The following is a 26547-nucleotide window of genomic DNA, read 5'->3' as shown; positions in this document are numbered from 1 at the left end:
GCGGAGCATCGCTGCTCCGCCCGTTGTTGATTTCGGCATGAGCCTGTTGCAGCTCAGAACTCTTCCCAGTTCTGCGCCACCGCGGCATTGCCGGAAAATGCGCCTGCCACCTTGCGGGCGAGCGAACGGGCAGGCGAGGCTGCCGGTGCATCGGTCATCGCTGCCGGACGAACGACCGCCGGTGCATGGCCGTCATTGAGCTTGAACTGCGACAGCAGCGCATTCAGCGAGGAGACTTCACGGGCAAGGCTATGGCTGGCAGCGGTGGATTCCTCCACCATTGCGGCGTTCTTCTGGGTGTCCTGGTCCATCTGGTTGACGGCGGTGTTGATCTGCTGGAGGCCGGACGACTGTTCCTGCGAGGATTCGACGATCGCCGCGACGTTGCGGTTGATCTCCTGCACTTCCTCGACGATCGTCTTCAGCGCCTTGCCGGTTTCGCCGACAAGTTCCACACCGCTCCTGACCTGTTCGTTGGACGTGGTGATCAGCGCCTTGATCTCCTTGGCGGCGTTTGCCGAACGCTGCGCCAGTTCGCGCACTTCCTGGGCAACGACCGCAAATCCCTTGCCGGCTTCGCCTGCGCGGGCGGCCTCGACGCCGGCATTCAGCGCCAGAAGGTTGGTCTGGAAGGCGATCTCGTCAATCACGCCGATAATGTTGCCGATCTCGCCGGAAGACTTCTCGATATCTTCCATGGCCCTGACCGCAGTCTGAACGATCTCGCCCGACTTTTCGGCACCCTGGCGGGTGCGGGCAACGAGCGTACCGGCTTCTCCGGCGCGCTTGGCGGCGTCCTTTACCGTCGTGGTAATCTGTTCGAGCGCTGCGGCGGTCTCTTCAAGGGCTGCCGCCTGCTGTTCGGTACGCTTGGCCAGGTCGTCGGCTGCCGACTTGATTTCATTGGCGCCGGCATCGATGCCGCGGGCATTCTGTGCAACGCCACGCATGGCCGTCTGCAGCTTCTCGGCGGAAGCATTGAAGTTGTGGCGCACGCCGTCGAGCGTTTCGGTGAACGGCTGGTTGATCCGATGTGCCAGATCGCCGTCGGCGAGGTGCGAAAGGCCGGTTGCCAGGCTGTCGACGGCAAACTTCACGTCGTTGGCTTCCCTGGTCTTCTGCGCTTCGCGCTCGGCGCGCTCCTTTTCGGAAAGGCTGCGGTTGGCAAGTGTTTCTTCCTCAAGCGCGATCCGCTCGATGGCATTGGTGCGGAACACCGCGACCGCTTCCGCCATCTGGCCGACTTCGTCCTTGCGGCCGATGCCTGGAACGTCCTCGCGCGTCTGGCCACCGGCAAGCGATGCCATGCGCTGGCGCAGCGTGTCGATCGGACCGGAGATCCCGCGCGAGGCGACGAACAGCGACATGGCGATGGCGCCGGCAAACAGCACGCCGATCGTGGCGATCAGGGTGATGAGCGTCGAATTGATCTGCGAGGAGATTGCTGCGCTGTTGTCGAGCACCGTCTTGGCGTTGGCGACGTTCCAGTCCTTGAAGTCGTCGCGGATCTTGGCGATGTCCGGGTCCACCTGGGCAAGCACGGCCTGGGCATCCTGCATCCTGCCCTGTTCGGTCAGCGCAACCGCCTTGTCGGTCGTGGCGGTGATCGCCAGCGCCCGCGCCTCGAAAACCGACAGATCACCGGCCTGTTCGGGAATAAGCAGCTTGGCCGAGCCGAGCAGGGTGCCGATGACCTTCTTGCCGCTTTCGTAATTCTTCGCGGCCACGGCGCGGAACGGCGCATCCTTCGGATAGACCGTCAGCTGATAGGCGCTGTAGGCGACCGAGTTCATCGATGTCGAGGCGCGCGACACCTGGGTCGCAGCGACATTGTCCTCGGCGATGAAGGCGGTGTATTCGCTGTCGGCCTGCTTGAAACTGTAGGCCGCGGCACCGATGCCGGCAACACCGATCAAACAGACTGGCACGATCAGCGACAGTATCTTGGTTCGTATTTTCGCGTTTGAAAGAAAGCTCATTGCATACACCATGAGAACGGACCGCGTGGCCGCAGGTCGCTTCGGGAGGATTTATCTGGAGGGGGCACAACTGAAGGCGCGTCGCACGGCAGGCGCAGGTGGCAAGCGGGCTTTTGCAGGCCTATCATGGGCTTGCTGTTACGCTAGGGAATCTTGCTTAATTGCAACTTAATCCAAAGGTGCCGGAAGCGATAAATTTGTTTCGTTGCTGAATATTTGCAAGGAAGCAAAGTTGAAGTTGAAGTTTTTTGCAAGTGAAGATTGATTTCATCCGTTTTCGGCACGGTATTCGTCCGCCGCGGCACAAACGCGGTGCCGGAGGCAAGTTTTCGCAGTTGACCTTCGCTGTCGAAGTCCCAAATTCGACGGTGTTGCATGCATCGACTATTGCGGGGGTAATCAGAATGCGTTTTTTCACGTCGAGGGCTTTGGCCGTCGCCGCGGTTTCGCTTTTGGCTCAGGTTCCGACCATCGCTCCGGTCCTCACCGGTACGCCGGCTTTCGCTCAGCCTGAGCCCGGCGCGGTGAATGCTGCAGCGTCGGGCGCCGGTATCGACCTTTCGGAAAAGGCGATCGGCAAGATGAACGCCTATGTCGAGTTCCTTAATCGTTCGTTGCGTGCTTCGGAATCGCTGGAGCGGTATGACAGCTGGGTGGACATGAAAAACGGTCCGACCGGCAAGGAAAAGGCGATCTATGGGCTTTATGCGCTTTATGACGTGCGCGACGAGATCGCCGCCGTCGAGGCGGCGGCAAGCAGCGAGCCGAAATTGCCGCAACTCGACAAGGCCATGGCCGCTTATGTCGAGGTCTACCAGCAATTGGCGCCGGTCATCGACAAAGCCAACAAATATTACGAGCGACTGGACTACAAGTCCGACAAGATGGAAGGCGCCAAGGCCTTCCACAGGCAGATCGCAGCACTTGCGCCGACCTATACGGAACGCCGCAAGGTTGCCGATCTGGCCCTTCGCAAGGAAAAGGTGACGCTCGACCTTGCTTCGTTATCGGCCCTCGAACAGTCGGAGGGCAGGAAGTCGCGCTGGCATGTCCGCAATGTCATGATCCATGCCGAGACGATGATGAACCTTCTGCCGGACAATGAAAAACCGGTGACCGACATGGTGGCCTACGAGACGGCGCTCGACGATTACGCCGGCGCCGTGCGTGCATTCGACGATTATTCGCTCGATCATCCGGACAGTTTCCACGTCTTCGAATCGCGCCCGGCCTCGCTCCTGTCGAAGCTGCGCGATCTCGACGAGAAGCTGCAGACGGTCAAGGGCGATGCCCGCAGGACCGGTGCCGACGATATCGAATGGATCGTCTCCGACTACAACACCATGGTCACCACGTCCCAGACCGCGACGACCTTCGCCAAGGATTGAGCCAGGCCGGGAGCCGGGCCTTCAAGACCCCTCCCAACCCTCCCCACAAGGGGGAGGGCTTAACCCAGCCGCTTCGCCGAGCTTAAATCGAAAGTGCGCCCGGTGGCCGCCAGTCTTCTCCCGCTTGTGGGGAGAGGCCCGGCAGGGCAGAGAGGGACTTTCTTTGGTTGTCCGAGCCGTCCGGCATCACTCCACTGCCGGTTCGAAATCCGGCAACAGCCTGCAAGCCTCGTCATAGGTCTTGCTCTTCTCCTCGCACAGCGCCGCGACCGATTGCTTGGTCGGCTTTTCGCCCTTCTCGACCCAATCCAGCATGGCCGAAAACAGCGCTGCATATTGTGGTGTAGAGAGCTTGGAATGCTCCGCTTCGTCGGAGAAATTCTGCACCAGCAGATCACCATTGCCGGCCTTTTCCACCGTCTCTCGGTAGATCGCCTCCAGCCCTACGAATGCGGTCGGGTCGTTTTTCGCATGCAGCGTGATCGTCGGCACCGCGATCTGGCCGGTCAGGTCCGCATCATAGGCCATCAGCCGCTTCGCTTCGGGATCGGCGGTAAAACGTTCGATGCCCTTGTTGAGCGCCGCATCGTCATCCGAACCCTTGTAGACCGTCTGCGCATTGTCGAACGGGTTCCGGCCATCCAGCCGGCGCCAGACGATGTCCTGGAACAGTCCCGTCGCCCAGGCGAGATGCGCAACCAGCGTCTTTTCCGGCACATGGGTGACGCCAAGAATATTGGCGAGGTTTTTCGCCTGTTCCGGTGTGCGCTTGTCCTTCGCCAATGACAGCCCGGTGCAGTCCTCGACGCGTTTCTCCAGCGCCTCGCGCGGCATCTTCTCGCCCTTCGGCAATCCCTGCCAGAGCGGATATTGCACCTCGTCGGCGCGTGGATGGTTGTGGCAATAATACTGGTAGACGGCCCGAAGGTCGGCGCGGAAACCGTAGGATTTGGTTCCCCCGCCAAGCACGCCGCTGGTCAGCACCACGCCGTCGTAATTCTTGTGGCCGCGCCAGTCGAGCGCGTAAAGTTCGGCGGTTTTCGCCGCAACATTGCCGCCCCAGGACTGGCCATGCAGCAGAACATGTTTCGGTTCGCCGAGAAGCCGGATCGCAATGCGCCTTATATTGTCGGTATCGGCTGCCGCCATCCTCACGCCGTAACCCTGCCGGCGATAATTGGAGCCGGCCCAGGCATACCCTTCCTCAACGGTCACGGCAAAGCGCTCCAGATCCTCGACCGGATCATCCGGTTTCGGTTTGGCCGTGCGCGGTCCGCCATGGGCATGCACGACAAGCGTGCCGTTCCAGTTTTTCGGTTTCGCGATCCAGTAATAGGCGCCGCGCATATCCTGTCCGGCGAAACATTCGGTTCCCGCGGGCAATGCCTTTGGGCATTCCTGCGGGGCCGGCTCGCCACCACGCCGTTGCGCCGCAGCCGGAAGAGTGGTCGCCGCAACAACCGCCGCCGAAATCAATAACAGTCTGAAAAACATGAAAACTCCTCCTTCCCCAACCCCCGCTGAAACTATGTCGGCAGCCTGCCAGGGCAATAGGCAATAGATCGTCACGGGTGAAGGCTGTCCTTGAACCGCGTTCGATGGGTGAGATCATGCACAGCACATTCGGCTTGCGGGTGGTTTTCCACCCGTCATCGCCGGGTTCACACCGGCTCAGATCCCCTCCAGCATGCCGGGCAGTTCCTTGAACATCGCCTCACGGGTTCGGTTGCCGGCCGTGCCCGGCATTTTCGTTTCGTCCTGCACCAGCCGGGCAAAGACCACCGCCCGGCCGTCCTTTTCCGCCCAGCCGGCAAACCAGCCCCAGGGATGTTCCTCGTCGAACGTGTAATCGGGCTTGCGCGGATAGGCCATGCCGGTCTTGCCATGCACCGTCCAGCCGCCCCCGATACCGGTCGTCTCGACCACCGCCATCGCCCTGTCCATTGCTTCGGGCGCGACAGGCAGCCTGCGGTTCACCAGGCTGCGCAGAAACGCCACCTGTTCCTGCGGTGAAATCTTCAGGGAGGAGGCGATCCAGGCACGGTCGAGACCGTTATCCTTGCCTTGGTCGCCGGAAAAATCGGCATTGCCGTAATCCATCTTCGCCAGATAGTCGTGCAGCCTCTTTTCGCCCAGCGCATGGGTGATCTGCTGCGAATACCAGACGACCGAATATTTGAGCCAGCGGGTCGGATCGGTCGGCTGTTTCCACGCCTCGCCGCCCCAGTCGACATAACCCTGCTTGAACGGGATGGTCGGTGTGTGTGCGTCCTTGAGGAAACCGCTGTCATACCCGATCACCGCCAGCGCCATCTTGAAGGTGGAGGCCGGTGTCACGCGGGTCTCGCAATCGCCATCCTCGACCAGCACCTTGCCGCTCGAAGCATCGGCCACCAGCGTGCAGATGGTTTTTGCCTCGGCTGTGCCGGCTCCGGCAGCACTGGCAAGCAACACGAATGTCAGGACGCGCAGGGTCATCGTTCTTCCTCTCTCCATCTGGATCGGGCGATCTTGTCGCCAGCCTTTGGGGCGGTCTCATGGCAGATGGAAGAGGGGCCGTGGAGGATTTTCAGTTTTTGGAAAGCCAGTCCCTGAGCGCGTCGTTGATCCGTGACTGCCAGCCGGCACCACCGGCGCGAAAACGCTCCAGCACATCGGCATCGAGCCGGATGGTCGTTGATATCTTCGGATTCTGGCTCTTGGGTCGTCCGCGCTGCAGTGGCGCTTCGGCAAATTTTTCCAACCAGGGAGATTTCGAAAGATCCGGAGCGTCATCCTCGTCAATGAATGTAGAGTCTGGGTCCGTATAACGCCTGTTCCCGGTCATTGGCTTTCCTCATGCTGATAACCCGCTGATCTTCACCCCGTCGGGTCCAGACGAACACGATCATCCGATCGTCGAGCAGGCCGACAGTAATATAACGTGCCTCTCCGTAGTCGTGGCGATCATCCTCGATCATCAAATAAGGACCGTCGAAAACCTCGCTGCAACGCGCGAAATCCAGTCCGCGTGCCTCCAGTGTCGCGTCTCGCTTGAACCGGTCAAAAATGATCGCCATTTTTGTTACTACAAAAAATAAAAAAACTCCAGAGATATTCTCTCTGGAGCCGTTCCGTTTCAATGCTGAATTGTGGTTGCGGCCTACTTGTCCCAGTCCGGCGCCAGATGGCCGGGGTTGACGATGCGGCCGTTCGGACGGGCGAGCTTGTGGACTTCCGCCATCTCCTTTTCCGACAGCGCAAAGTCGAAAATGTCGAAATTTTCCGGCAGGCGGCTTTCGGTTGCCGTCTTCGACAGCGCGATCACATCCTTCTGCTGCACGGCCCAGCGCAGCACCACCTGGGCAGCCGTCTTGCCGTGGCTGGCACCGATATCCTGCAACACCTCGTCCTTCGGCACGGCGCCGTCTGCCATCAGGTAATAGGCGGTCACCGACATGCCGGTCTTGGCGGCTTCGCCCAAAACCTTGGTCTGGTCGATATAGGGATGGTATTCGATCTGGTTGTTGACGATCGGCGCATCGGAAAGCTTGACGGCCTCGGCCATCAGCGCGGTGGAGAAATTGGACACGCCGATATTCTTCACCTTGCCGGCGGCGCGGAGTTCGTTCAGTGCGCCGATCCGGTCGGCAAGCGGCATCTCGCTCTGCGGCCAGTGGAGCAGAAGAAGATCGACATGATCGGTCTTCAGCTTCGTCAGGCTTTCATCCACCGAAGCGATGAAATCCTTGTGGCCGACCCGGTCGACCCAGACCTTGGTGGTCAGAAAGATATCGGCGCGGGCAATGCCGGATTTTGAAAGCACGTCGCCGACCGCGGCCTCGTTCTTGTAGATCTGGGCGGTATCCACATGGCGGAAACCGAGTTTCAGGGCTTCCGGCAGGATGCGATGCACATCGGCATCCGGCATGCGGAAGGTACCGAAACCGAGGGCAGGGATATTGGCGCCATTGGCGCTGACGTCGAACATGAAATGCTCCTTTTAAGGGAAAAATACCCGGCGGATCTGCCGGGCTGAAAAGCAATGGGACCCATCTTACATGGGTCCCATGACGGCTGGTTCAACCGCAAGATCTTGGGTGCGGAGGGATACCGTGATCGATTACCGGACAAGCGGCGGGTTGAGCCGGGCAAAACCTTCCTGCCGGTAATAGGGGAAATGCGGATAGGGCGCGCTGACGGCACTCGCCGTATCGAGCTTTTCGATCTGTTCCGCCGTCAGCGACCAGCCGACCGCGCCGAGATTTTGCCTCAACTGTTCTTCGTTGCGCGCGCCGATGATGACCGACGACACGGTCGGTCGCGAGATCAGCCAGTTGATCGCCACCTGCGGCACGGTCTTCTCCGTTTCCGCGGCAACCTCTTCCAGTGCGTCGACCACCCGGTAGAGAAGCTCGTCCTCGACCGGCGGGCCGAAACCGGCCGTCGCGTGCAGGCGGCTTCCCGCCGGGATCGGCTTGGAACGGCTGATCTTGCCGGTAAGCCTACCCCAGCCGAGCGGGCTCCACACCATCGCACCAAGCCCCTGGTCCTCGCCGAGCGGCATCAGGTCCCATTCGTAATCGCGGCCGACCAGCGAATAATAGACCTGGTTTGCCACATAACGCGTCCAGCCGTTTTTTTCCGCTGCCGAGAGCGACTTCATGATCTGCCAGCCGGAAAAGTTGGAGACACCGATATAACGCAGCTTGCCGTCCTGGACGAGCCGATCGAGCGTCGAGACCACTTCTTCGACCGGGGTAGAGGCATCGAAGGCATGCAGCTGAAAAATGTCGATATGGTCGGTACCGAGCCGCTTCAGGCTCTTTTCCACCGCGCCGATCAGCCGCGAGCGCGACGAACCCCAGTCATTCGGCCCGTCTCCGGAAGGCAGGCTGGCCTTGGTCGAGATCAGCACCTCCTCGCGCCGACCCTTGATTGCCTCGCCCAGCACCTCTTCGGAGGCACCGTTCGAATAGACATCGGCCGTGTCGAACAGCGTGACGCCGGCCTCGAGGCAGATATCGACGAGCCGGCGGGCTTCCGCCACATCCGTCGTGCCCCAATGGGAAAACAGCGGGCCGGAACCGCCGAACGTGCCGGCGCCGAAGGAGATGACCGGCACTTTCAGGCCGGATTTTCCAAGTGAACGATAGTCCATGACGCTTGTCCTTTTTTGCTCTTTTATTCAGCCGGCGATAGCCGTGCGGCCTTGCCGATAGTCTGCCGGTCCAGGCGGATGGCGATGATGGCGACGGCAAGCGCTGCGATCGGAACCAGGCCTGCAACGAAGGTGACCGCACCAAGACCGGGGCCGTGATCGATCACCGCGCCACCAAGCCAGGCGCCGATCGCATTGCCGAGGTTGAAGGCGGCGATGTTGAAGGACGAGGCCAACCCCTGACCGGCACCTTCCGCCTTTGCAAGCACCCACATCTGCAAGGGTGCGACGGTGGCAAAGGCTGCAGCGCCGAACAGGCCGATGGCGATCACCGCCAGAACCGGCTGGTGGATGGCAGCCGTCATCGCCAGAAGCACGACGGAAAGCGCGATCAGGCTGCCGACGACGGTCGGTACCAGATGCCGGTCCGCCAGCCAGCCGCCGAAAAGATTGCCGACGACGAGGCCACCGCCGAAAACGAGCAGGATCGGCGAAACGGCAGCTTCCGAAAAACCGGTGATCTGGGTGAGGATCGGTGCGATATAGGTAAAGCCGGCGAACACGCCGACCCAGGACAGCACGGTGGTCAGAAGCCCGAGCAGCACGGCGCGTCGACCAAGCACGGCAGCGATGCCTTGCGACGTTTCTTCATGGGCGTCAGACGCTTCGTCCTTCGGCACCAGCAACGCGATCACGGCAAAGGCGACAATGCCGATCAGGGTCACGGCAAGGAAGGTCGAGCGCCAGCCATAGGCCTGTCCCAGCCAGGTGCCGAACGGCACGCCGAGAATGTTGGCGACGGTGAGGCCGGTGAACATGATGGCGATGGCGGAGGCCTTTTTGTTCGGCGCAACCAGGCTGGTGGCAACCACCGAGCCGACGCCGAAGAAGGAGGCATGCGCAAAGGCGGTCAGCACCCGCGCCGCCATCAGCGTCCAGTAGTCGGGTGCCAGCGCGCAGGCAAGATTGCCGACGGTGAACACCACCATCAGCGCCATCAGCAGGGTTTTCTTCGACCATTTACCGGAAATGGCGCCGAGGATCGGAGCACCGATAACGACGCCGAGCGCATATCCGGAAATCAGCAGACCGGCAGCCGAGATCGACACGCCGAGATCCTTGCCGACATCGATCAGCAGACCCATGATGACGAATTCCGTGACGCCGATGCCGAAGGCGCCGGCCGTCAACGCATAAAGAGCGAGAGGCATTGGAGGGGTATCCTTTTGCGAGGCCGGCGGGGGAGGGCCGCAGGCTGTCATTCGATGCACCGCAATATCGTCGCCCTCCACTTGCATGGGTAGCGGCATAAGCGGATAATCATTTGTGAAACAAAATCACAGGTGAGCAAGCCGCAACCATACCGTCTGTTTTGCAACGAAGCCCCCTCTGGCCTACCAGCCATTTCCCCCCCAAGGAGGAGAAGCCCCGCGGCGACCGTCTGCCTCACTTGGGGCGAGGCGGACCGGCCGGGTTAAGCCCTCTCCCTTGTCGGGAGGGTTGGGAGGGGATTTTGAAGCAGATACCCTGATCTCGGGGTCTGGCAGGCCCAAGACACCAAAAGAGGATGACTTTGGACAATCGTGCCGGAGAAATGCAGGTCTTCGTCCTTGCCGCCGAGCTCAAGAGCTTCTCGGCAGCCGGACGCCGGCTGAAACTGTCGCCATCGGCCGTCAGCAAGCTGGTCACCCGGCTGGAGGATCGGCTGGGCACCCGGCTTGTCGTGCGGTCGACGCGCCTGCTGCAACTGACGCCGGAAGGCGAGACCTATTTCGCCCGTGCGAGCCGCATTCTCGCCGAGATCGCCGATACCGAGGAGATCGTCTCCGGCGGTGGCCGGGCCTTGCCGCGCGGACCTCTGTCGGTCAACGCCTCTGTCGGTTTCGGCGAGAGCTACATCCTGCCGCTGACCGGCGAGTTCCTTTCGCTGTTTCCCGACGTGCAGCTCGACATTACCCTCACCGACGATACGGTTGACCTGATCCGCGAGCGCGTCGACATCGCCATTCGCCACGGACCGTTGCGGGACTCGTCGCTGATGGCGAGAAAACTCGGCCAGAGCCGGCAGGTGGTGATCGCCTCGCCGGATTATGTCGCAAGCCGCGGCCTGCCGGAGACACCCGCCGATCTCGATCGCCACAACTGCATCAATTTCAATTTCCGTCGCGTCATGCAGGGGTGGCCGTTTCGCGATCCGGCAACCGGCAAGATGGATATCCGCCCGGTCTCGGGCAATCTGAAGGGCAGTTCCGGTTCGATCATCCGCCAGTTCTGCCTCGATGGGCTGGGCATCGGTCGTGTCGGCCGCTTCCATGTCGAGCCGGATATCCAGGCCGGCCGTCTCGTGCCGATCCTGGAAGAGTTCAACCCGGAAGACATCGAGGAAATCCACGCCGTCTATGCCGGCCACGAACATCTGGCCGTCCGCATCCGCACCTTCATCGATTTTCTGGCGGAGCGGCTTTAGCTCGCAACCGTCGCCTCGTTAAGGCGCCATGCCCAGCTTGTGGCCGAACCGCCGCTTGAGGAAATGCGAGGCGCGATAACGCACGCCGGTCGGCCGTTCCGGGTCGGCAATATCGCTTTCGGCGAATATCTCCTCGTCGGCCGTCAACTCCCGCATCGGTACCGGCACCAGCCCGCGACCGCTCTCGCGGTTCAGCGCCTCGATCGCGGCGATGATCGAACCGCCATGCGCGGCAATCGCTGCCGACACCTCATCCGGCTTGCGCCCCAGATGTTCGGCCAGAAGATCGTCGCGTGTGGCGATGATCTTGCCGCGCAATGCCGGCTGGTCGTCTCCGGCCTCGAGGATCAGGTCGCATTCGGTGTCGTAGCCCATCGAGCGGTTGTTCAGGTTGGCCGAGCCGATCTTCACCAGCCGGTCGTCGGCATACATCATCTTCGCATGCACATAGATCGGCGTGCGAGCGGCGTTGACAGGGTAATAGAGCCGGAAGCGGTCGTGGATATCGGCATCACGCACCAGTTTCATCATCCGGATGCGCGCTGAATCCATCGCTTTTGCTTCGAGATACCCCTCGCAGCCTTCCGGATTGATCAGCACGATCTCCGGTCCATCCGGCTCCTTCAGCCGTGCCGCCATCGCTTCGGCGATCCGGCGGGAGGCGAAATACTGGCTTTCGACGTAAAGCGTGTTTTTCACCGCCGCGATGATCGCCAGCTTCGCCGTCTCGATCTCGACGATCTGCTTGCGCTCGTCATATTCGGGCGCCGTGCGCGCGATCCCGACGGATATGTCGGTAAAGCCGACCTCCAGCCCCTCCGGCCACGGATCGTTGCCGTCGTTGATGTCGTCGGACGCGGCAAGCTCCTCGTCGGTCGCCCGTTTCCACCGTCGCCGCGCCACCTCGCCAAGCGCCTTCGCGGCCTCGCCCGAAAGGCAGGTCGTCGCATCGTGCCAGGGGCCTTGCGCAAAACCCATCGGCGATTTGCGCAAGGGCTCATTCTCCGCGTGGTCGCGTGTGTCCCAGCGCCCGACCGTCATGTCGATGCCGCCGCAAAAGGCCACCTCGTCATCGATCACCAGCAATTTCATGTGATGTGAGGAAATCGACGGATGCGCGCTGTCCAGCTTCAGGTGGATGCGTTTGTCAAAAATCCATTTGAGAATGTAGAAAGGCGTCTCGCCGCGGGTGATCGAATTGATCAGGCCGATATCCCATTTGAGAATGCGGATATCGAGATCGTCATTGCGCTGCGAAAGGGCGTTGAGGAATTTGCCGAGCTGGTCCGGCAATTCGCCCTTTTCGTCACCCTGCCTGTTTCTGGCCCGGTCGTCGCCATTGCCGGGAACCAGATCGATGCGCGTGTCGAAATCCCAGCCGATCAGGTAGATCGAGCGTTTCGCCTTGCTCATGGCGCTTTTGGCGAAGCGGAAGAAATCGGCAGCGTCGATGATGATCGAAAGCCTGTCTGCCTTGGCGACCCGCCAGCAGGTCTCGCCTTCCTTCAATATGCTCTGCATCGTTTGTCTTGCCCGCCGTCCGTTGATCATCGACGACGGATATAGGGCGTGTTTGCCGGTCTTCTATCGGCGTGTCGCGATATCCGTGTCCGTGGTGATCGATGGCGCTGCATCGCCATGCAGGGTTTCGATCTCGTTCGCCACCATTTCCTGCAGACGCCAGAGGTTGCGGTCGCGGATGCCGAATTCGGCCAGATGCACGACGGTATTATAGAGATATTCGGCGCAGGAGCCGCGATGACCGCAGGCGCGGGCCAGAACCGGCGCCACCTTCTCGAGCGGCAGGAGCGGGCGGATGATCCGCGGGCTGTCACCACCCACCCAGAAAGTCAGTGCCGGCACGGTATCGCCATCCTCGGTGCGAACCGGCAGGAAGCGGAAAGTGGTGAGGCTGTCCTTGTGGCTTACCTCGCGACGCAAAGCGCTTTCGATCTGCTCGCGCTTGTCGTGGTCGGCCACCCGGTAGATCACCCCGTCGCAGCGTCCGCCACGCGACAGCATCATCATCAGGCCCGGCTGCTGCGGCGAACCGCGGCCGCGTTCTATATGCAGCGAAAAGGACCGGTGCCAGCCATAGGCCGTGGCGCGCTGGCACGCGACCGATGCGAAACCCGGCTTCCAGATCAGCGATCCATAGGCGAAGATCCACAAGGGTTCGTCGCCGATCTCCTCCGTCAGCCGGTCGGCCAGCGCTGTGAAATCCTGATCGGTCAGCGGTTCCCAGTTGGCCGACGGCCCCGGATCGATCTCATCGCGAAAACAGAGATCGACCATCTGCTGGGTCAGCGACATTGGTGAGGATTTCGGCATGGCTCCGGCAGGTTTCCAAGGATTTTTAATGACTCTGGGATGGCATGGAGATTGCTCCGCCGGCGCCGCCCTGTCAACGCAATGTAGCCTTGCCGCATAGACGCCCGATTGTTTTGCTGAAATATCACGGATGATTTCGATCCGACATCAATCCGTGAACAGAAAACGAGAGGAGCCCCCGTTGCGCTGGCTGTTTATCCTTGTGCTTGGCCTGTTGGTCGCCTGCGTCCTCAGCATCATCTGGATGAACGATGCGCGCCGCTTTCCCGCAGGCGGGCAGTTGCAGGGAGGCCAGCTCGGTGACGGAACGGGGCAGAACCCGCTGACCGGCCAGCCACCGACGCCGAACCAGCCGGCGGGCACGCCCTGAAGGCACTCGTTTTCGAGCTTAGTCATCAATTATTGTGATGATTCATCTCATATTATCGCTTGACCTTGCGGCCTCCCGGCACTTCATTCGCGCCACTTTTATAGACGCGTTGAAGGAGACCAATCATGTCCGTCGATACATCCCCCCGTTCAATCACCTGGACCTTCGTGGACGGGGAGTGGGTGGAAGGCAACCCGAAGCTCATCGGCCCCACGTCGCACGCCATGTGGCTGGCCTCGAGTGTGTTCGACGGTGCCCGCTGGTTCGATGGCATCGCGCCGGATCTCGACCTGCATTGCCAGCGCGTCAACCAGTCGGCCATCAACATGGGCATGAAGCCGACGATGACGCCGGAAGAAATCGAGGCGCTTGCCTGGGAAGGCATCAAGAAGTTTGACGGCAACACGGCCATCTACATCAAGCCGATGTACTGGGCCGAACATGGCGCGCCCTACAGCGTCGTTGCACCGGATGCCGAATCGACCCGTTTCGCGCTCTGCCTGTTCGAGGCGCCGATGGGTACCGCCAAGCCTTCGTCGCTCACCGTGTCGCCCTTCCGCCGCCCCAGCCCGGAAGTTGCCATGACCATGGCCAAGGCCGGCAGCCTTTATCCCAATAGCGGCCGCATGATCATCGAGGCCCATTCGCGCGGCTTCGACAATGCGCTTGCCCGTGACATGAACGGCAACGTCGCCGAAACGGCGTCCTCCAACATCTTCATGGTCAAGGACGGCGTCGTCATGACGCCGATCGCCAACGGCACTTTCCTTGCCGGCATCACCCGTGCCCGCATCATCGGCCTGCTGCGTGAAGCCGGTTTCGACGTACGCGAAGTGACGCTGACGGTAGAGGACTTCGCCAATGCCGACGAGATCTTCACCTCCGGCAACTATTCCAAGATTGCGCCGGTGACGAAATTCGAGGAACGCTCGCTTCAGGAAGGCCCCGTCGCCCGCAAGGCACTGGATCTCTATCTGGATTGGGCACGTTCCGGCGGCCGCGGCGACGCCTGATCGGAATCTTTACTGCGCCGCCCGTCACCGATGACGCACGGCGCAGTCACCGTCTCAATCGGCTGCCTGATTCTGTCCTCGCATAGCGTCCGGTTCGGGCCGGTGGTGATGCAGGGACGCGCCACCGGACTGGCCCGAGCCGCGTTTCCGCAGCCGCCGTTCTGACCGGATCTGCATCTCCAGGTCGAAAACGGACACAGTATTACAAATATATCTGCGATTTTCACACCGGAAAGCTGCAGTTTTATTTCGCTTGCAAAAGTTTAGCTCGCGACACATCTTACTTTTGCCGCAATGCAGCAAAATCATGCGTGAGACAGTCAAGTAATATCTGCAGCAGTATCTCTCCCAAATCGGAACGGCGAACCGGACCAGATCGGACCGGAAACCGGAAAGGAGCGGAAATGCCAGTGAACGCGTCATCGCCATCCTCGGCGAACCCATCTGCAAGCAACGATCTTGAGGCCGTCGCCCGTGGGGGCAGCAGGTTGCGCCGCATGGCGGTGCGCATCCCCACCTATATCGCCGACGTCAAGGAAAACCCGGCCTGGCTGCCGATGTTCATGCTTGCCCGTACCATGCCCGGCCGCCGCGCCCATTGGGCGATGGCATCGAAATACAAGCCGACCGCAGCCCCGCAGCCATCATTGTTCGGTCCGCTGGACGCATCGGCGGTGGCAGACAGCCTTCGCCACGACGGGATCTTCACCGGCCTCCAGCTGCCGGCCGAAATTCATCGCGAAATCAGCCATTTTGCCGCGACCACGCCGTGTTTCGGAAATTTCAACCGGTCGCTGGAATTCCTCGCCCCGCAACATGATGAGGCCGAGGCGACGTTCGGCCGTTCGCTTCTGAGCGGCCATTTCTTCGAGCGTTCGCTGGATAGTCCGGGTGTTCTCAGCATTCAGAACGATCCGCTGCTGATCGATGTGGCAAAGCATTATCTCGGCACGAGGGCGCAGCTCATCACCACCCGCGTCTGGTGGAGCTTTCCCACCAAGGCAGCCTCCGAGGCCGACCGGCGTCTGGCTTCGCTCGACAAGTTCCATTTCGACCTCGACGACTGGCGGATGCTGAAGTTTTTCTTCAACCTTGTCGATGTCGACGAGGGCACCGGTCCGCATATCTTCGTCAAGGGCAGCCATAACCGGCGCATGGCCAAACACCAGTACACCCTTCTCGTCGGGCATCCTGCAGATGAGGTGCTGGATTATTACGGGCCTGAAAAAGCGGTGACGCTGACCGGCCCCGCCGGCTCCGGCTTTGTCGAGGATCCGTTCGGTTTCCACATGGGCACGGTACCGACGATAAAGCCGCGGCTGATGATGGAGGTCGGCTTCGGCGTCTCCAAACCGTCCCGCCGCCGTTTCCACGGCGAGCCGGTCATCAGGCGCTAAGTTCACTTGGGCGGCATTATTTGCCCGCCAGCGTTTCCAGAAAATCCGCCGCCCTATCGGCACCGCCGATGGAGATCGTGTGGCCGAGGCCCGTCTCTATCACGGTTTCGACGGAAAGGCCTGCTGCGCTCAGCGCAGCTTCCGCCTTCTCGGTTTCCCACGAGGGGATCACCGGATCGGACGTGCCGTGCACCAGAAGCACCTTGGTGCCGGTGGCGGGTTTGAGCGGTGCCTCACTTGCAAGGCGTCCCGAAAAGCCGATCACGGCGGCAACCGGCCAGCGACCGCTGGCGATCGCATCGAGAGACATGATCGTGCCTTGCGAGAACCCGACGAACACGACCCGGTCGAGATGACCCGAATAACCGTTTTTCTCGACGATGTCGGAGATCACAGCGTCAAAGGCTGGCCGTGAAGCGGTGATCCGGGCAGGGCGGTTTTCCTCGGTGACGCCGGCGACGCTGAACCACTGATAGCCGGGGCCAAAGCTGGAGCGTTCCGGCGCATTCGGCGATACGAACACGGCGCCCGGCAGGCGTGGCTTCCAGCTGTCGCCGAGTGGTGCGAGATCCGCGCCGTTGGAACCGACGCCGTGGAGCAGGATGACAAGGAGGGATTTCGCAGCGACCGTCATGGTATTCCTTGATGAGCAAGCGAGGGGTTGATCCGTAGTCTACTTGTATCCTTCCTCTACGGCAGGAAACGGGCAGGGCATAGGCCGCAGCCTGTGACCGCTCCGTTCACCGAGGACGTATAATGGCTATGGAAAAATTCCGCCGGCTTGGAGAAATCAGCCGCGTCGTGACCTGCGCCTGGGCGGACGGCTGAAATCCTGGTCGGTTCCGGGCGTGTCCACCCCTTCGGCACCCGTCAGCTCCGAATATTGGGCGATCGGTCCGGCCCTGCCGATCAGATGCCCCTGCAGGTTCTGGCATTGGGCTTCTTCCAGAAATGCCCGCTGCTCCTCGGTCTCGACGCCTTCTGCGACGATCGGGATGTTGAGCCCGCGGCCAAGCCCGATCACCGCCCGGACGATTTCGTCGGCGCTTGAATCTGTGACCAGTTTGGAGGTGAAGGACTTGTCGATCTTGATCGTATCGAAGGGAAAGGCCTGCAGGTAGGAAAGCGATGAATAACCGGTGCCGAAATCGTCCATGGCGATCCGGATGCCGAGCGCCTTCATCCCGCGCAGGATCTTCAGGGCGCGGGCAAAATCCTGCACCAGCACGCCTTCCGTCACTTCCAGCTCCAGCCGGTCGGGTGAAAGCCCGGTCTGCAGCAGCATCGTATGCACGTCGCTGACCAGATTGTCCTGGCGGAACTGCACCGGCGATATGTTGATCGCGATATTCAGCCGGTTCGGCCAGCTGGCGGCCTCGCAGCCCGCCTCGTGCAGCACCCAGCGGCCGATCTCGACGATCTGGCCGCTCTCTTCCGCCAGCGGCACGAAATGATCGGGCGTGATCAGCCCGCGCGTCGGATGATGCCAGCGCAACAGTGCCTCGAAACCGAATATCTCTCCCGTCACCGACGATTGCGGCTGGTAATGCAGCGCCAGTTCGCCGCGCTGGATCGCATAACGCAGGTCCTGCTGCAGCACCCGTCGGTCATGCATGCGCCGGTCCATGCCGGCATTGAAGGCGCAGAACCGCCCGCGGCCCTCGGCCTTGGCGCGGTAGAGTGCGGCATCGGAATTGGCTAGCAACGATGCGGCGTCGGCTCCATCCTGCGGAAACATCGCGATGCCGATGCTGAGGCTCACGCGCAGCGAGCGACCCTCCACCTCTATCTCCTCGTCCATGGCGCGTGTCAGCCGTTCGGCAAGCCGCGTCACGGTTTCCGGCTGATCGTCGCCGACGCTGATCACCGTGAATTCGTCGCCGCCAAGCCGGGCCGCAACGTCGCTTGTATCGAGCACGCTCTTCAGCCGTCGCGCCAGTTCGGCCAGCACGATATCGCCGGCCGCATGGCCAAACAGGTCGTTGATATCCTTGAACCGGTCGACATCGAGGCTCATCACCCCGAATTGCCGGCGCAGAACCTGGCTTTCGGCGATCAGCTTGGCAAGCTCTGCCGCAAAACGCATCCGGTTGGGCAGATCCGTCAGCGGATCGTGATGGGCGAGATAGGAAACCCGCTGTTCGGCGCGCACCCTCGCGGTAATGTCCTGCTGGGTGCTCAGCAGATATCTGCCGTCGAGCAGAACGTCCTGCACGTCGATGATCTTGTCGCCGATCTCGACTTGCGCTTCCGAGCATCCTTCCGTCAAAAGCTTGCGCTTCAGGCGCTCGAAATAGGCGATCGGGTCCTCTTTCCAGTCTGCCATCCTGCCATCGGCAACGACCTCGGCAAAGGTCTCTGCCTCGCTGCGCCATCGCTTGCCAAGGTCATGCAGCTCGTGAAAGCAGCGGTTGGCATAGATCGGCCTTCCGTCGAGCTCGAAGATCCCCACAGCTACCGGCAGGCTGTCCATCGCCGCCATCACCGCTTTCAAGGTCGTCTTGCCGCCCGAAAACCCGCGTCTGTTTGCCGTCGCCATGCCGTGCTCCCGTGATCGCGGAAATTGTTAGGCTTTGCGACTTAAATATTAGCTAATGCATATATATCAAGTTTCGGGACTGCGACGGCACCATCGTTTTCATCGCGACGATGGTCAGGCCGCGACGGGACTGCCGCTCGGTCTCGACGCATGGGCGATCAGGCCGGACAGCATCTCGTCGCTTGCTTCGTCCTTGCGGCGCAGGATTGCCTGCTTCAGCCGCTCGAATGCGATGAGGCCCTTGGCGCCGATCGATGCTGCGGCGCGCCGGATCGGGTCAAGCGTCTGCACCAGATCGTCGATCGTCAGGTCGGAAGAAAAAGCATCGTCATGCGCCGAAGCGTCGGCGCGTCGCCGGCGGTCGGCAAACCGGAAAGCCTCTTCGGCAAGCGTGGTGAACAACCGGTCGGTGATCGAAGCTCTCCCTCCTGCGTCGTCGACCGCGCGCCAGGCGGCGCTTCGCATATCGAGCCTATAACCGGTAAGCGCCCGGAACAGCTCGAGATCGCCTGGTGAATAGTCGTTCTGCGCCGATCCGCCGGATAATTCGATCGCGGCGATCGGTCGGACAGGCAAGGGGCAGGGCGGTTCGACGGATGCAGCGGCAAGCGGCTCATCCGCTACCGGACCTGCCGTGGTCCCGACGGCCGGCACAGCCGCAAGCAGGTCGATCTGATCGAACAGGATATCGTCCGGGGAAGCGATCTCTTCCTGGAGTTGCGTGATATCTCCGCCCTGTGTCGGGGCGGAGATATCCTGCTCGTCCGCTACCGCGGCATGGCTGCAATCGGTATCGGCTCTCTGCAATAAAAACGCCGGTACTGCTGAAAAGTCGTTGCTGGTCACAATGCTCTCGTCGGTCGAAATCGATAATCGTAAACGCAAACAGACACTATGGTTGAAGCCTAGAGGGCCAAGCCTGCGCGAAACTGATTGATTATCGGATTTTTTGTCGGTGACCTTAAGGCTTGACCGCTAGCTTGGCCGCAGCGATCTCGCCGCCGATTTCGGCCGTCTTCTTCTGCTTGTCATAAACGCAGATCGTGCTGATCTTCGCCTTGGCGCCGACGGCCTTGCCGGTGACGACGGCCAGCCCGTAATGTTCGCTGCCGTAAGGGTCGACGACCGCCTTGCCCTTTTCGATCAGTCCCTTGGCGGCCGTGACGCAGGCCTTGGAGACATCGGTCTGGAATTTTGCCCAGGCATCGTCGGAGGATGCGTGGGCCATGCCACCGGTGAGCGAGAGCGTGACGAGCGTTGCGGCAAGCATAAATCTGGTTTTCATCGAATCGGTCCTCCTGTGTCGCCTCCCTCCTGCCGGGTTTGTGAGTCGATCCTGTGGCGTCACCGGATTTTTGCAGGATTCCGCGGTTTTTCGGCGATCGGCGGCAGGCGGCGGAACGATGTTTCGCGATGCGGCGTTGAGAAGCAAAGGTGATGCGAAACATCTTTGATTTTTGCCATAAATTTGGCCTTGGAGCCGTTGCCTCTTCCGAGGTCCCCTCCTATGTTCCCGCTCAACGATTACCCAAGGTTTTTTGCCCAAAAGGAGTAGACCAATGGCCTTCGAACTTCCCGAACTTCCCTATGATTACGAAGCTCTCGTTCCCTTCATGTCGAAGGAAACGCTCGAGTTCCACCACGACAAGCACCACAAGGCCTATGTCGATAACGGCAACAAGCTCGCCGCCGAAGCCGGCATGGCGGACCTGTCGGTCGAGGAAGTCGTCAAGAAGTCCTTCGGCACCAATGCCGGCCTCTTCAACAACGCTGCCCAGCACTACAACCACATCCATTTCTGGAAGTGGATGAAGAAGGATGGCGGCGGCACCAAGCTGCCGGGCAAGCTGGAAGCCGCAATCGCCTCCGATCTCGGCGGTTTCGACAAGTTCAAGGCTGATTTCATTGCCGCCGGCACGACCCAGTTCGGCTCCGGCTGGGCCTGGTTGTCGGTCAAGGATGGCAAGCTCGTCATCTCCAAGACCGCGAACGGCGAGAACCCGCTGGTTCATGGCGCATCGCCGATCCTCGGCGTCGACGTGTGGGAACACTCCTATTACATCGATTACCGCAATGCCCGTCCGAAGTATCTCGAAGCCTTCGTCGACAGCCTGATCAACTGGGATTACGTGCTGGAAATGTACGAAGCCGCTTCCAAGTAAGCGTCCTGCGCATTCTGCAGATTTGAAAGACACCCGGTGCCGATCGCGCCGGGTGTTTTTGTTTGGCCATGCGTCGAGACGTCGTGACCCAGTTCGTCACACCACTGTCATCTCCCGGGACTAACTCCGCGCCATGTCTCCTGAAAAACCGCTCCTCCGCTTCGGCGTCATTGCCGATCCCCAATATGCCGATGCCGATCCGAAGCTGGAATATGACCGCTTCTATCGCAACAGCCCGGAAAAGCTTGCCGAGGCGGTCGAGACGCTGAACGGCGAGGAACTTTCCTTCGTCGTCACCTTGGGCGACCTGATCGATCGCGACTGGGACAATTACGACCGTATCCTTTCCGGTTACGGGCTGCTGCGCCACGAAAACATCCTGCTTCCCGGCAACCACGATTTTTCGGTCGCGCCGGAGCAGCTTGGCGAAGTTCATGCGCGCCTCGGCATGCCGGCGCCATGGCATCATTTTTCCCGCGGCGGCATCCGTTTCGTCGTTATCGACGGGAATGAGATGAGCCTGTTTTCCTCGCCGGATGGCGATCCGAAAAACACCGAGGCGCGCTATCGCCTCGCTGCGTTGGAGGCAGCCGGCGCCATCAACGCCATGCCCTGGAACGGCGGTATCGGCGATGGGCAATTCTCATGGCTGGAGCAGACGCTGCTGGACGCGAGAAATCAGGGCGAAAAGGTCGTCGTTTTAGGGCATTATCCGCTCTATCCTGAAAACCAGCACAATCTCTGGGATTGCGAACGGATCACCGATCTCTTCGAACGTTCCGGCAATGTCATCGCCTATCTGAACGGCCATAACCATGTCGGCAATCTCGGTCGCACCGGCTCGACCTGGTATGTCAACTTCAAGGGCATGGTCGATACCGAGACCGAAAACACCTTCGCCGTTGTCGAGATCCATTCCGACCGCATCGAGGTGATCGGTTATGGTCGCGAGGAAAGCCGCAGCCTGCCGCTTGAATAATCTGGCTGCAACTTTGGGTGAGGCAAAGCGACGCTGCAGGAGTTAGGCCGCGTCACGGCGGTTATCTTCGATAGTCGGGAAAACATCTTTTAAACAGGGATTTGCGTGGCGTTCGATGTTCGCATGTTTGCGAATGGGAATGACGTTATGCAACTTTACCGGAAATTCCGCGACCTTCTGCGTCATTGGCATCGAGCGCCTCAAACTGTTCCGTCAGTTCCAAACATATTGGTTCAGCGGACAAGGGGCGCGAAGATGGCAAGCACGACAGAAACCGGACACCTGAGGCGGCCGTCGTCGCGCAATTTCACCGCGACGTCGAAGTTTTTTCATTGGCTGATGGCTGCCATCATCGTCGCGGCATGGGGTGTCGGTTATTATGGCGTCGCCATGCTGCATTACGGCGTCAGCGACGGCGAGACGGCCCAGAAGATCTGGGCAATCACACTGCACAAGTCGATTGCCACGACGACATTGTTCCTGATCGTTGGCCGCATCATCTGGCGCGCCTATAACCGCCCGCCGGAACTGGCCGACATGCCCGCCATCATGAAGACGGCGACCCATTTCGGGCATTTCCTCCTGTATTTCCTGATGGTCGCCGTTCCAATCTCCGGTTGGTGGAACAGTTCATCGGCAGGTTACGCGATCCCGGTCGCCGGCCTGTTCACCATTCCCGGCCTCGGCGGCAAGAACCCGGAACTGACACCCTATCTCGTATCACTGCATTTCTACCTGTCCTGGGCGTTGGGCCTTGTTGTTGCCGGCCACTTTGCCTTCGCGCTGAAGCATCACCTTATCGACAAGGACGAGACCATGTCGGCAATGCTGCCGAAGAAGGACTGAACGGATCTTGCCAAAATGCGGCACCGAATGGATGGGCGTGCCCCATTCGTCCGGACATTCCGACCGGCAGCGGCCAGCGATCCCTGAAGGGTCGACCGCGGCCGGTCGTTTTGGCGTTTGTTTCACCCCGCACGCCCGCAACCTAGGATGAGGCAAAGCGACGCTGCGGCAGCCCTCAGGCAGAGCCGCCAAAGGCCGCCGTTTATTCATCTTTGGCGAAAACGAATATCATATCAATCTCTTGGAGAGCGCTCTCAAGGCGCTGCCGACATCCGGTGGTCAAAAGCTTGGCCAGCTGTCGATCTTTGCGACCTTCTGGCCCCTTGGCTGCGGCAATCGCCGGTGTCTTCTGGCGGCGCGGAAACATTGATCCGGGGGCTTGTCGGGAAACCGGTCGATCGAATGCCGGTTGCCTTATCCCCATGGTCTGCCAGGTCGACCCCGTCAGTGTGTCGATGTTCCCGCGACAGGCAATTTACCAGAACAGGGGCGCAGCCATGGCCGGCACGGCGATAAATGCAACGAGACACGATACGACTTCGAGAAGCTTTGGCGCCGTCGCCAAATGGTTTCATTGGCTGATGGCTGCCATCATTCTGGTTGCCTGGGGCATAGGCTATTATGGCGAGAAAATTCTGCAGGAGGATGTCAGCGAGGCCGAGACGCTGTTCAAGCACGAGATGATCTCGATCCATAAATCGCTTGCCACCCTCACGCTGTTCCTGATCGTTGCGCGTATCCTGTGGCGTGCCTGTCACCGCCCCCCGGAACTGACCGAAATACCGGCGATCATGAAGATCGCCACCCATCTCGGCCATGCGCTGCTGTATTTCCTGATGGTTGCCGTGCCCGTATCGGGCTGGTGGAACAGTTCCGCTGCGGGCTACAAGATCCCGGTGGCCGGACTGTTCATGATCCCGCAGCTCGGTGGCAGGAACCCCGAACTGTCGCCCTATCTGGTGAGCGCCCATCTATACCTGTCCTGGGCGCTGCTCATCGTTGTGGCCGGTCACGCGGCTTTCGCCCTGAAACATCATTTCATCGACAGGGACGAGACCATGTCGGCAATGCTGCCGAAGAAGGATTGAAGGGGCTGGAGGTTGATGCGGTTCCGGGCAGGCACGGCGGCATGACCACTCCACCTGTCCGGATATCGAGGCGGCCAGTCGTGTCATGGCCAATCCGGGCGCTGGTTAGGCCGGCCGTCTTGGATGTCTTTAATCCGCAAGGACGGTTTTCGCCCGCCGTCGTGGACAAGCTATCCACCGGAAGTCGGTGCGTTTCGCCCACCTGACACAAACGTGATTTCTTGCGGATTGAATAGGCGGGTCAATATCTTCCGGCATGGCTCGAATTTATAAGGCCAGCTAGCGAGGAGAGTTTGCATGAAATCCAGGATCGTTGTTTCCGCCGTCGCGCTCTGTCTTGGCTGGGCAGCCATAGCGGTTGCCCAGGACAATCCGATCGCCAAGCGCGAACAGATGATGAAGCAGGTGGGGGGCTCCATGGCGTCGCTTGCCGGCATTGCCAAAGGCGAAAAGCCGTACGACGCGGAGATCGTCAAGACGGCGCTGACCGCGATCAGCGCCGACATGAAGGCCTTTCCCGGCCAGTTTCCGGAAGGCTCCGAAATCAATTCGGCCGCCGCTCCCGCCATCTGGGACAATAATGCCGATTTCCGCGCCAAGGCGGCAAAGCTCGAGGGCGATGCCACGGCCATCCTGGCGTCGATGCCGGCCGATCAGGCCGGCGTGCAGAAGGCGGTCCAGACGCTCGGCGCAAATTGCGGCGCCTGCCACCAGACCTATCGCCTGAAACGCTGAACCGGCTCGCCCGCGGGCCGCGGCCATGCCGCGGCTCCCATCCGGGCATTCGCCCTGCCGCATCCATATCCGGAGATATGCCATGGCTTCGAGCCGGTCCAAGATTGCAGCCTGCGGCATTGCGGTGGTCGCCGTCGCCATCGCCGCCGCATGGTCATTGACCCGGCCACAGCCGGCGCCGGACAGTGACTGGGCAAATGCCGGCACGCCGGATCTTGCCAATGGCGAGCTGGTTTTCTGGGCCGGTGGTTGCGCCGGCTGCCATGCCGCATCCGGAGCCGACGGCGATGCGCTGAAAGTGATGTCGGGCGGTCGGGCACTGCCAAGCCCGTTCGGCACATTCCACATCCCCAATATTTCGCCCGATCCGCAGGCCGGCATCGGACGCTGGACGCTGGCGGATTTCGGCAATGCCATGACCCGCGGCGTTGCCCCGGGCGGCGAGCACCTCTATCCATCCTTTCCCTATGGCTCCTATTCCAGGATGTCGAAGGCGGACATCAACGACCTGTTCGCCTACCTGAAGACGTTGCCGGCAAGTTCGAACGTCGCCCTGCCGCACGAACTGCGTTTTCCGTTCAACATCCGGATGGCGGTCGGCGGCTGGAAGCTTCTCTATTTCAACGACGCACCCCGCGTCGAACTCGCGTCGATGGACGAGAAGCTCAGGCGCGGCCAATATCTCGTCGAAGGTCCTGGCCATTGCGGCGAGTGCCACACGCCACGCAATGCGCTTGGCGGTTTCGAAGCGGGCAAATGGCTGGCAGGCGGCCCCAATCCGGAAGGCAAGGGGACGATCCCCGACATCACGCCCGGTGGCGAGATTGCCTCATGGAGCGAGGGCGATATTGCCAACTATCTGGAAACCGGCTTCACGCCGGATTATGACAGCGCTGGCGGATCGATGGTCGAGGTGCAGAAGAACATCGCGCATCTGCCCAAAAGCGACCTGGAAGCGATCGCCGCCTACCTGAAGGCGGTGCCGGCGCGCTGACCCGTTTTTCCGGGGGCTATCGATGCTCGGACGAAAACGGTGCAAGTTCGTCCTGCGCCGTCGCGTCCCAAAGGCCGAGCCCCTTGAGGATTTCCACCGTGAACGTGTAGGGCGAGGTGCCCGCGGCGGTGACGACGCCATCGGCATGCACGGCCATGGGGCCGTCGACAAAATATGCGGCGCCCGAATAGGCCGGGTATTGCTGGTGCGAGCCGAGCCGGTTTCCGGTGTGTTTCGTGTCGTTCAGCAAACCCGCACCGGCAAGCATGCTCGCCGCCGCACAAATGCCGGCCGCCATCTTCTTTTCCGCACGAAAAGTCCGAACGAGATCGTGCAGCGTGTCGGGAACGAGCTGCTTTTCCCAGGCAAGCCCACCCGGCACGACGACCGCATCGAACGCCGCCGGGTCGATCTGCGCATAGGACAGATCCGGGGCGACAGTGAGCCCGCCCATCGAGCTCACCGGACGGCCGTCGCCGGTTGCCGTCTTCACGGTGACGCCGAGATAGCTGCGTGCCACCGCCATCAGCAGCGCGCATTCCCAGTCTGCGAATTCCGGCGTCAGCGCCACCACGATCGATGTCATCTCGGGTTCTCCTCCATACGGGAAAGACCGTCAGGCGAGCGCCTGGGTATAGCGCATGCCGGTCACCGGCCGCGGCTTGAAATCCATGTGTTCGTAGAAGCGATGAGCCGCCGAATTGCCGGTGGCGGCGCTGACCGAAAGATAGCCGCAGCCGGCATTTTTGGCGACGTCGCGGGCGCGCGCGACAAGATGCTGGCCGATGCCGTGGCCGCGCTGTCCGTCACGCACGAAGAGATGGTGCAGATCCATGCCGCGGCTGCCTTCCTGGGCGCGGTAGAGCGGCACGAGAATGGCGTATCCGATCAGTTCCTGGCCGGTGTCCGCGACGATGGCGGTGATCCACGGCATGTCGCCGAACAGGTCCCGTTCGAGAATGTCGGGCGTCATCGCAGAGGCATCGTGGTGATGTGCCGCGAGAGCCGAAATCATCGCGTTGAGTTCGGGCAGGTCGTGGCGCTTGGCGTGGCGGATATTCACCACGGCTGGGCGGGGAAGCGAAATCTCGCTGTCATCGGTAAGGGTCTGTGTCATTT

27 protein-coding genes are annotated in these 26547 nt (G+C 61.0%); 11 read left to right on the top strand and 16 right to left on the bottom strand.

Features of this window, described 5'->3' with window-relative positions; genetic code table 11:
- Positions 1–53 precede the first annotated feature (53 nt).
- Entirely contained in the window at positions 54–1979 is a 1926-nt protein-coding gene (locus tag AC2GXZ_RS07250) for a HAMP domain-containing methyl-accepting chemotaxis protein (RefSeq protein WP_483758485.1), read from the bottom strand.
- 404 nt (positions 1980–2383) lie between these two features.
- Here AC2GXZ_RS07250 and AC2GXZ_RS07245 point away from each other — a divergent pair, with 404 nt between their 5' ends.
- Positions 2384–3367, top strand: coding sequence for a YiiG family protein (locus AC2GXZ_RS07245; RefSeq protein WP_483758484.1), 984 nt, complete (start codon positions 2384–2386; stop codon positions 3365–3367).
- Between the two features lie 186 nt (positions 3368–3553).
- On the opposite strand, the gene AC2GXZ_RS07240 is transcribed toward AC2GXZ_RS07245, so the two are convergent.
- The 7 genes from AC2GXZ_RS07240 to AC2GXZ_RS07210 form a co-directional block, all read right to left on the bottom strand.
- Positions 3554–4861 carry an alpha/beta hydrolase family protein gene (locus tag AC2GXZ_RS07240; protein ID WP_483758483.1) on the bottom strand — a complete coding sequence of 436 codons (1308 nt, stop codon included), beginning with the start codon at positions 4859–4861 and terminating at the stop codon, positions 3554–3556.
- A 177-nt stretch (positions 4862–5038) separates the two neighbouring features.
- Positions 5039–5845: a class D beta-lactamase gene (gene blaOXA / locus AC2GXZ_RS07235; protein ID WP_483758482.1), complete on the bottom strand. Its 807-nt coding sequence runs from the start codon at positions 5843–5845 to the stop codon at positions 5039–5041.
- Positions 5846–5936: 91 nt separating this feature from the next.
- Positions 5937–6194, bottom strand: coding sequence for a BrnA antitoxin family protein (locus tag AC2GXZ_RS07230; protein ID WP_483758481.1), 258 nt, complete (start codon positions 6192–6194; stop codon positions 5937–5939).
- Positions 6148–6426, bottom strand: a complete 279-nt coding sequence (locus AC2GXZ_RS07225) for a BrnT family toxin (protein WP_483758480.1) — start codon at positions 6424–6426, stop codon at positions 6148–6150. Before AC2GXZ_RS07225 ends, AC2GXZ_RS07230 begins: the two co-directional genes overlap by 47 nt.
- An 83-nt stretch (positions 6427–6509) precedes the next feature.
- Positions 6510–7337, bottom strand: coding sequence for an aldo/keto reductase (locus AC2GXZ_RS07220; RefSeq protein ID WP_483758478.1), 828 nt, complete (start codon positions 7335–7337; stop codon positions 6510–6512).
- A 132-nt stretch (positions 7338–7469) separates the two neighbouring features.
- Positions 7470–8507 carry an aldo/keto reductase gene (locus AC2GXZ_RS07215; protein WP_483758477.1) on the bottom strand — a complete coding sequence of 346 codons (1038 nt, stop codon included), beginning with the start codon at positions 8505–8507 and terminating at the stop codon, positions 7470–7472.
- Positions 8508–8530: 23 nt separating this feature from the next.
- Positions 8531–9718 carry an MFS transporter gene (locus tag AC2GXZ_RS07210; RefSeq protein WP_483758476.1) on the bottom strand — a complete coding sequence of 396 codons (1188 nt, stop codon included), beginning with the start codon at positions 9716–9718 and terminating at the stop codon, positions 8531–8533.
- Positions 9719–10080: 362 nt separating this feature from the next.
- Between AC2GXZ_RS07210 and AC2GXZ_RS07205 the strand changes: the two genes are divergently transcribed.
- Positions 10081–10974 carry a LysR family transcriptional regulator gene (locus AC2GXZ_RS07205; protein WP_483759372.1) on the top strand — a complete coding sequence of 298 codons (894 nt, stop codon included), beginning with the start codon at positions 10081–10083 and terminating at the stop codon, positions 10972–10974.
- An 18-nt stretch (positions 10975–10992) separates the two neighbouring features.
- On the opposite strand, the gene AC2GXZ_RS07200 is transcribed toward AC2GXZ_RS07205, so the two are convergent.
- Complete coding sequence (locus AC2GXZ_RS07200) at positions 10993–12495, bottom strand: phospholipase D-like domain-containing protein (RefSeq protein ID WP_483758475.1); 1503 nt, start codon at positions 12493–12495, stop codon at positions 10993–10995.
- Positions 12496–12558: 63 nt separating this feature from the next.
- Entirely contained in the window at positions 12559–13305 is a 747-nt protein-coding gene (locus AC2GXZ_RS07195) for a gamma-glutamylcyclotransferase (RefSeq protein WP_483758474.1), read from the bottom strand.
- A gap of 181 nt (positions 13306–13486) precedes the next feature.
- Here AC2GXZ_RS07195 and AC2GXZ_RS07190 point away from each other — a divergent pair, with 181 nt between their 5' ends.
- From AC2GXZ_RS07190 to AC2GXZ_RS07180, 3 genes are all read left to right on the top strand, one after another.
- Positions 13487–13675: a hypothetical protein gene (locus AC2GXZ_RS07190; RefSeq protein WP_483758473.1), complete on the top strand. Its 189-nt coding sequence runs from the start codon at positions 13487–13489 to the stop codon at positions 13673–13675.
- Positions 13676–13800: 125 nt separating this feature from the next.
- Positions 13801–14688 (top strand): branched-chain amino acid aminotransferase, encoded by an 888-nt coding sequence (locus AC2GXZ_RS07185; RefSeq protein WP_483758472.1) that lies wholly within the window; start codon positions 13801–13803, stop codon positions 14686–14688.
- 404 nt (positions 14689–15092) lie between these two features.
- Positions 15093–16085 carry a phytanoyl-CoA dioxygenase family protein gene (locus tag AC2GXZ_RS07180; RefSeq protein ID WP_483758471.1) on the top strand — a complete coding sequence of 331 codons (993 nt, stop codon included), beginning with the start codon at positions 15093–15095 and terminating at the stop codon, positions 16083–16085.
- Between the two features lie 16 nt (positions 16086–16101).
- On the opposite strand, the gene AC2GXZ_RS07175 is transcribed toward AC2GXZ_RS07180, so the two are convergent.
- From AC2GXZ_RS07175 to AC2GXZ_RS07160, 4 genes are all read right to left on the bottom strand, one after another.
- Positions 16102–16719, bottom strand: a complete 618-nt coding sequence (locus AC2GXZ_RS07175) for an alpha/beta hydrolase (RefSeq protein ID WP_483758470.1) — start codon at positions 16717–16719, stop codon at positions 16102–16104.
- Positions 16720–16875: 156 nt separating this feature from the next.
- Positions 16876–18624, bottom strand: coding sequence for a putative bifunctional diguanylate cyclase/phosphodiesterase (locus tag AC2GXZ_RS07170; protein WP_483758469.1), 1749 nt, complete (start codon positions 18622–18624; stop codon positions 16876–16878).
- A gap of 114 nt (positions 18625–18738) precedes the next feature.
- Positions 18739–19470 (bottom strand): hypothetical protein, encoded by a 732-nt coding sequence (locus AC2GXZ_RS07165; RefSeq protein WP_483758468.1) that lies wholly within the window; start codon positions 19468–19470, stop codon positions 18739–18741.
- A 115-nt stretch (positions 19471–19585) separates the two neighbouring features.
- The gene (locus AC2GXZ_RS07160) at positions 19586–19909 is read right to left on the bottom strand and encodes a hypothetical protein (RefSeq protein ID WP_483758467.1); all 324 of its coding nucleotides are present in this window, start codon (positions 19907–19909) and stop codon (positions 19586–19588) included.
- Positions 19910–20183: 274 nt separating this feature from the next.
- Here AC2GXZ_RS07160 and AC2GXZ_RS07155 point away from each other — a divergent pair, with 274 nt between their 5' ends.
- From AC2GXZ_RS07155 to AC2GXZ_RS07130, 6 genes are all read left to right on the top strand, one after another.
- The gene (locus AC2GXZ_RS07155; RefSeq protein ID WP_483758466.1) at positions 20184–20786 is read left to right on the top strand and encodes a superoxide dismutase; all 603 of its coding nucleotides are present in this window, start codon (positions 20184–20186) and stop codon (positions 20784–20786) included.
- A 133-nt stretch (positions 20787–20919) separates the two neighbouring features.
- The gene (locus AC2GXZ_RS07150) at positions 20920–21765 is read left to right on the top strand and encodes a metallophosphoesterase (RefSeq protein WP_483758465.1); all 846 of its coding nucleotides are present in this window, start codon (positions 20920–20922) and stop codon (positions 21763–21765) included.
- Between the two features lie 255 nt (positions 21766–22020).
- Positions 22021–22611 (top strand): cytochrome b, encoded by a 591-nt coding sequence (locus tag AC2GXZ_RS07145; protein ID WP_483758464.1) that lies wholly within the window; start codon positions 22021–22023, stop codon positions 22609–22611.
- 422 nt (positions 22612–23033) lie between these two features.
- Complete coding sequence (locus AC2GXZ_RS07140; RefSeq protein ID WP_483758463.1) at positions 23034–23699, top strand: cytochrome b; 666 nt, start codon at positions 23034–23036, stop codon at positions 23697–23699.
- Between the two features lie 297 nt (positions 23700–23996).
- Positions 23997–24434 carry a c-type cytochrome gene (locus AC2GXZ_RS07135; RefSeq protein ID WP_483758462.1) on the top strand — a complete coding sequence of 146 codons (438 nt, stop codon included), beginning with the start codon at positions 23997–23999 and terminating at the stop codon, positions 24432–24434.
- A gap of 82 nt (positions 24435–24516) precedes the next feature.
- Positions 24517–25428, top strand: a complete 912-nt coding sequence (locus AC2GXZ_RS07130) for a c-type cytochrome (RefSeq protein ID WP_483758461.1) — start codon at positions 24517–24519, stop codon at positions 25426–25428.
- Positions 25429–25444: 16 nt separating this feature from the next.
- Here AC2GXZ_RS07130 and AC2GXZ_RS07125 read toward each other — a convergent pair whose 3' ends face one another.
- Together AC2GXZ_RS07125 and AC2GXZ_RS07120 are read right to left on the bottom strand one after the other, a co-directional pair.
- A complete protein-coding gene (locus AC2GXZ_RS07125; RefSeq protein ID WP_483758460.1) occupies positions 25445–26014 on the bottom strand; it encodes a DJ-1/PfpI family protein in 570 nt (189 codons plus the stop codon).
- A 30-nt stretch (positions 26015–26044) separates the two neighbouring features.
- The gene (locus AC2GXZ_RS07120; RefSeq protein ID WP_483758459.1) at positions 26045–26545 is read right to left on the bottom strand and encodes an N-acetyltransferase family protein; all 501 of its coding nucleotides are present in this window, start codon (positions 26543–26545) and stop codon (positions 26045–26047) included.
- Positions 26546–26547: the final 2 nt, after the last annotated feature.

It is taken from the genome of Aliirhizobium sp. YIM B11859 (assembly GCF_057163345.1).
This window is presented reverse-complemented; position numbering and strand designations above follow the sequence as displayed.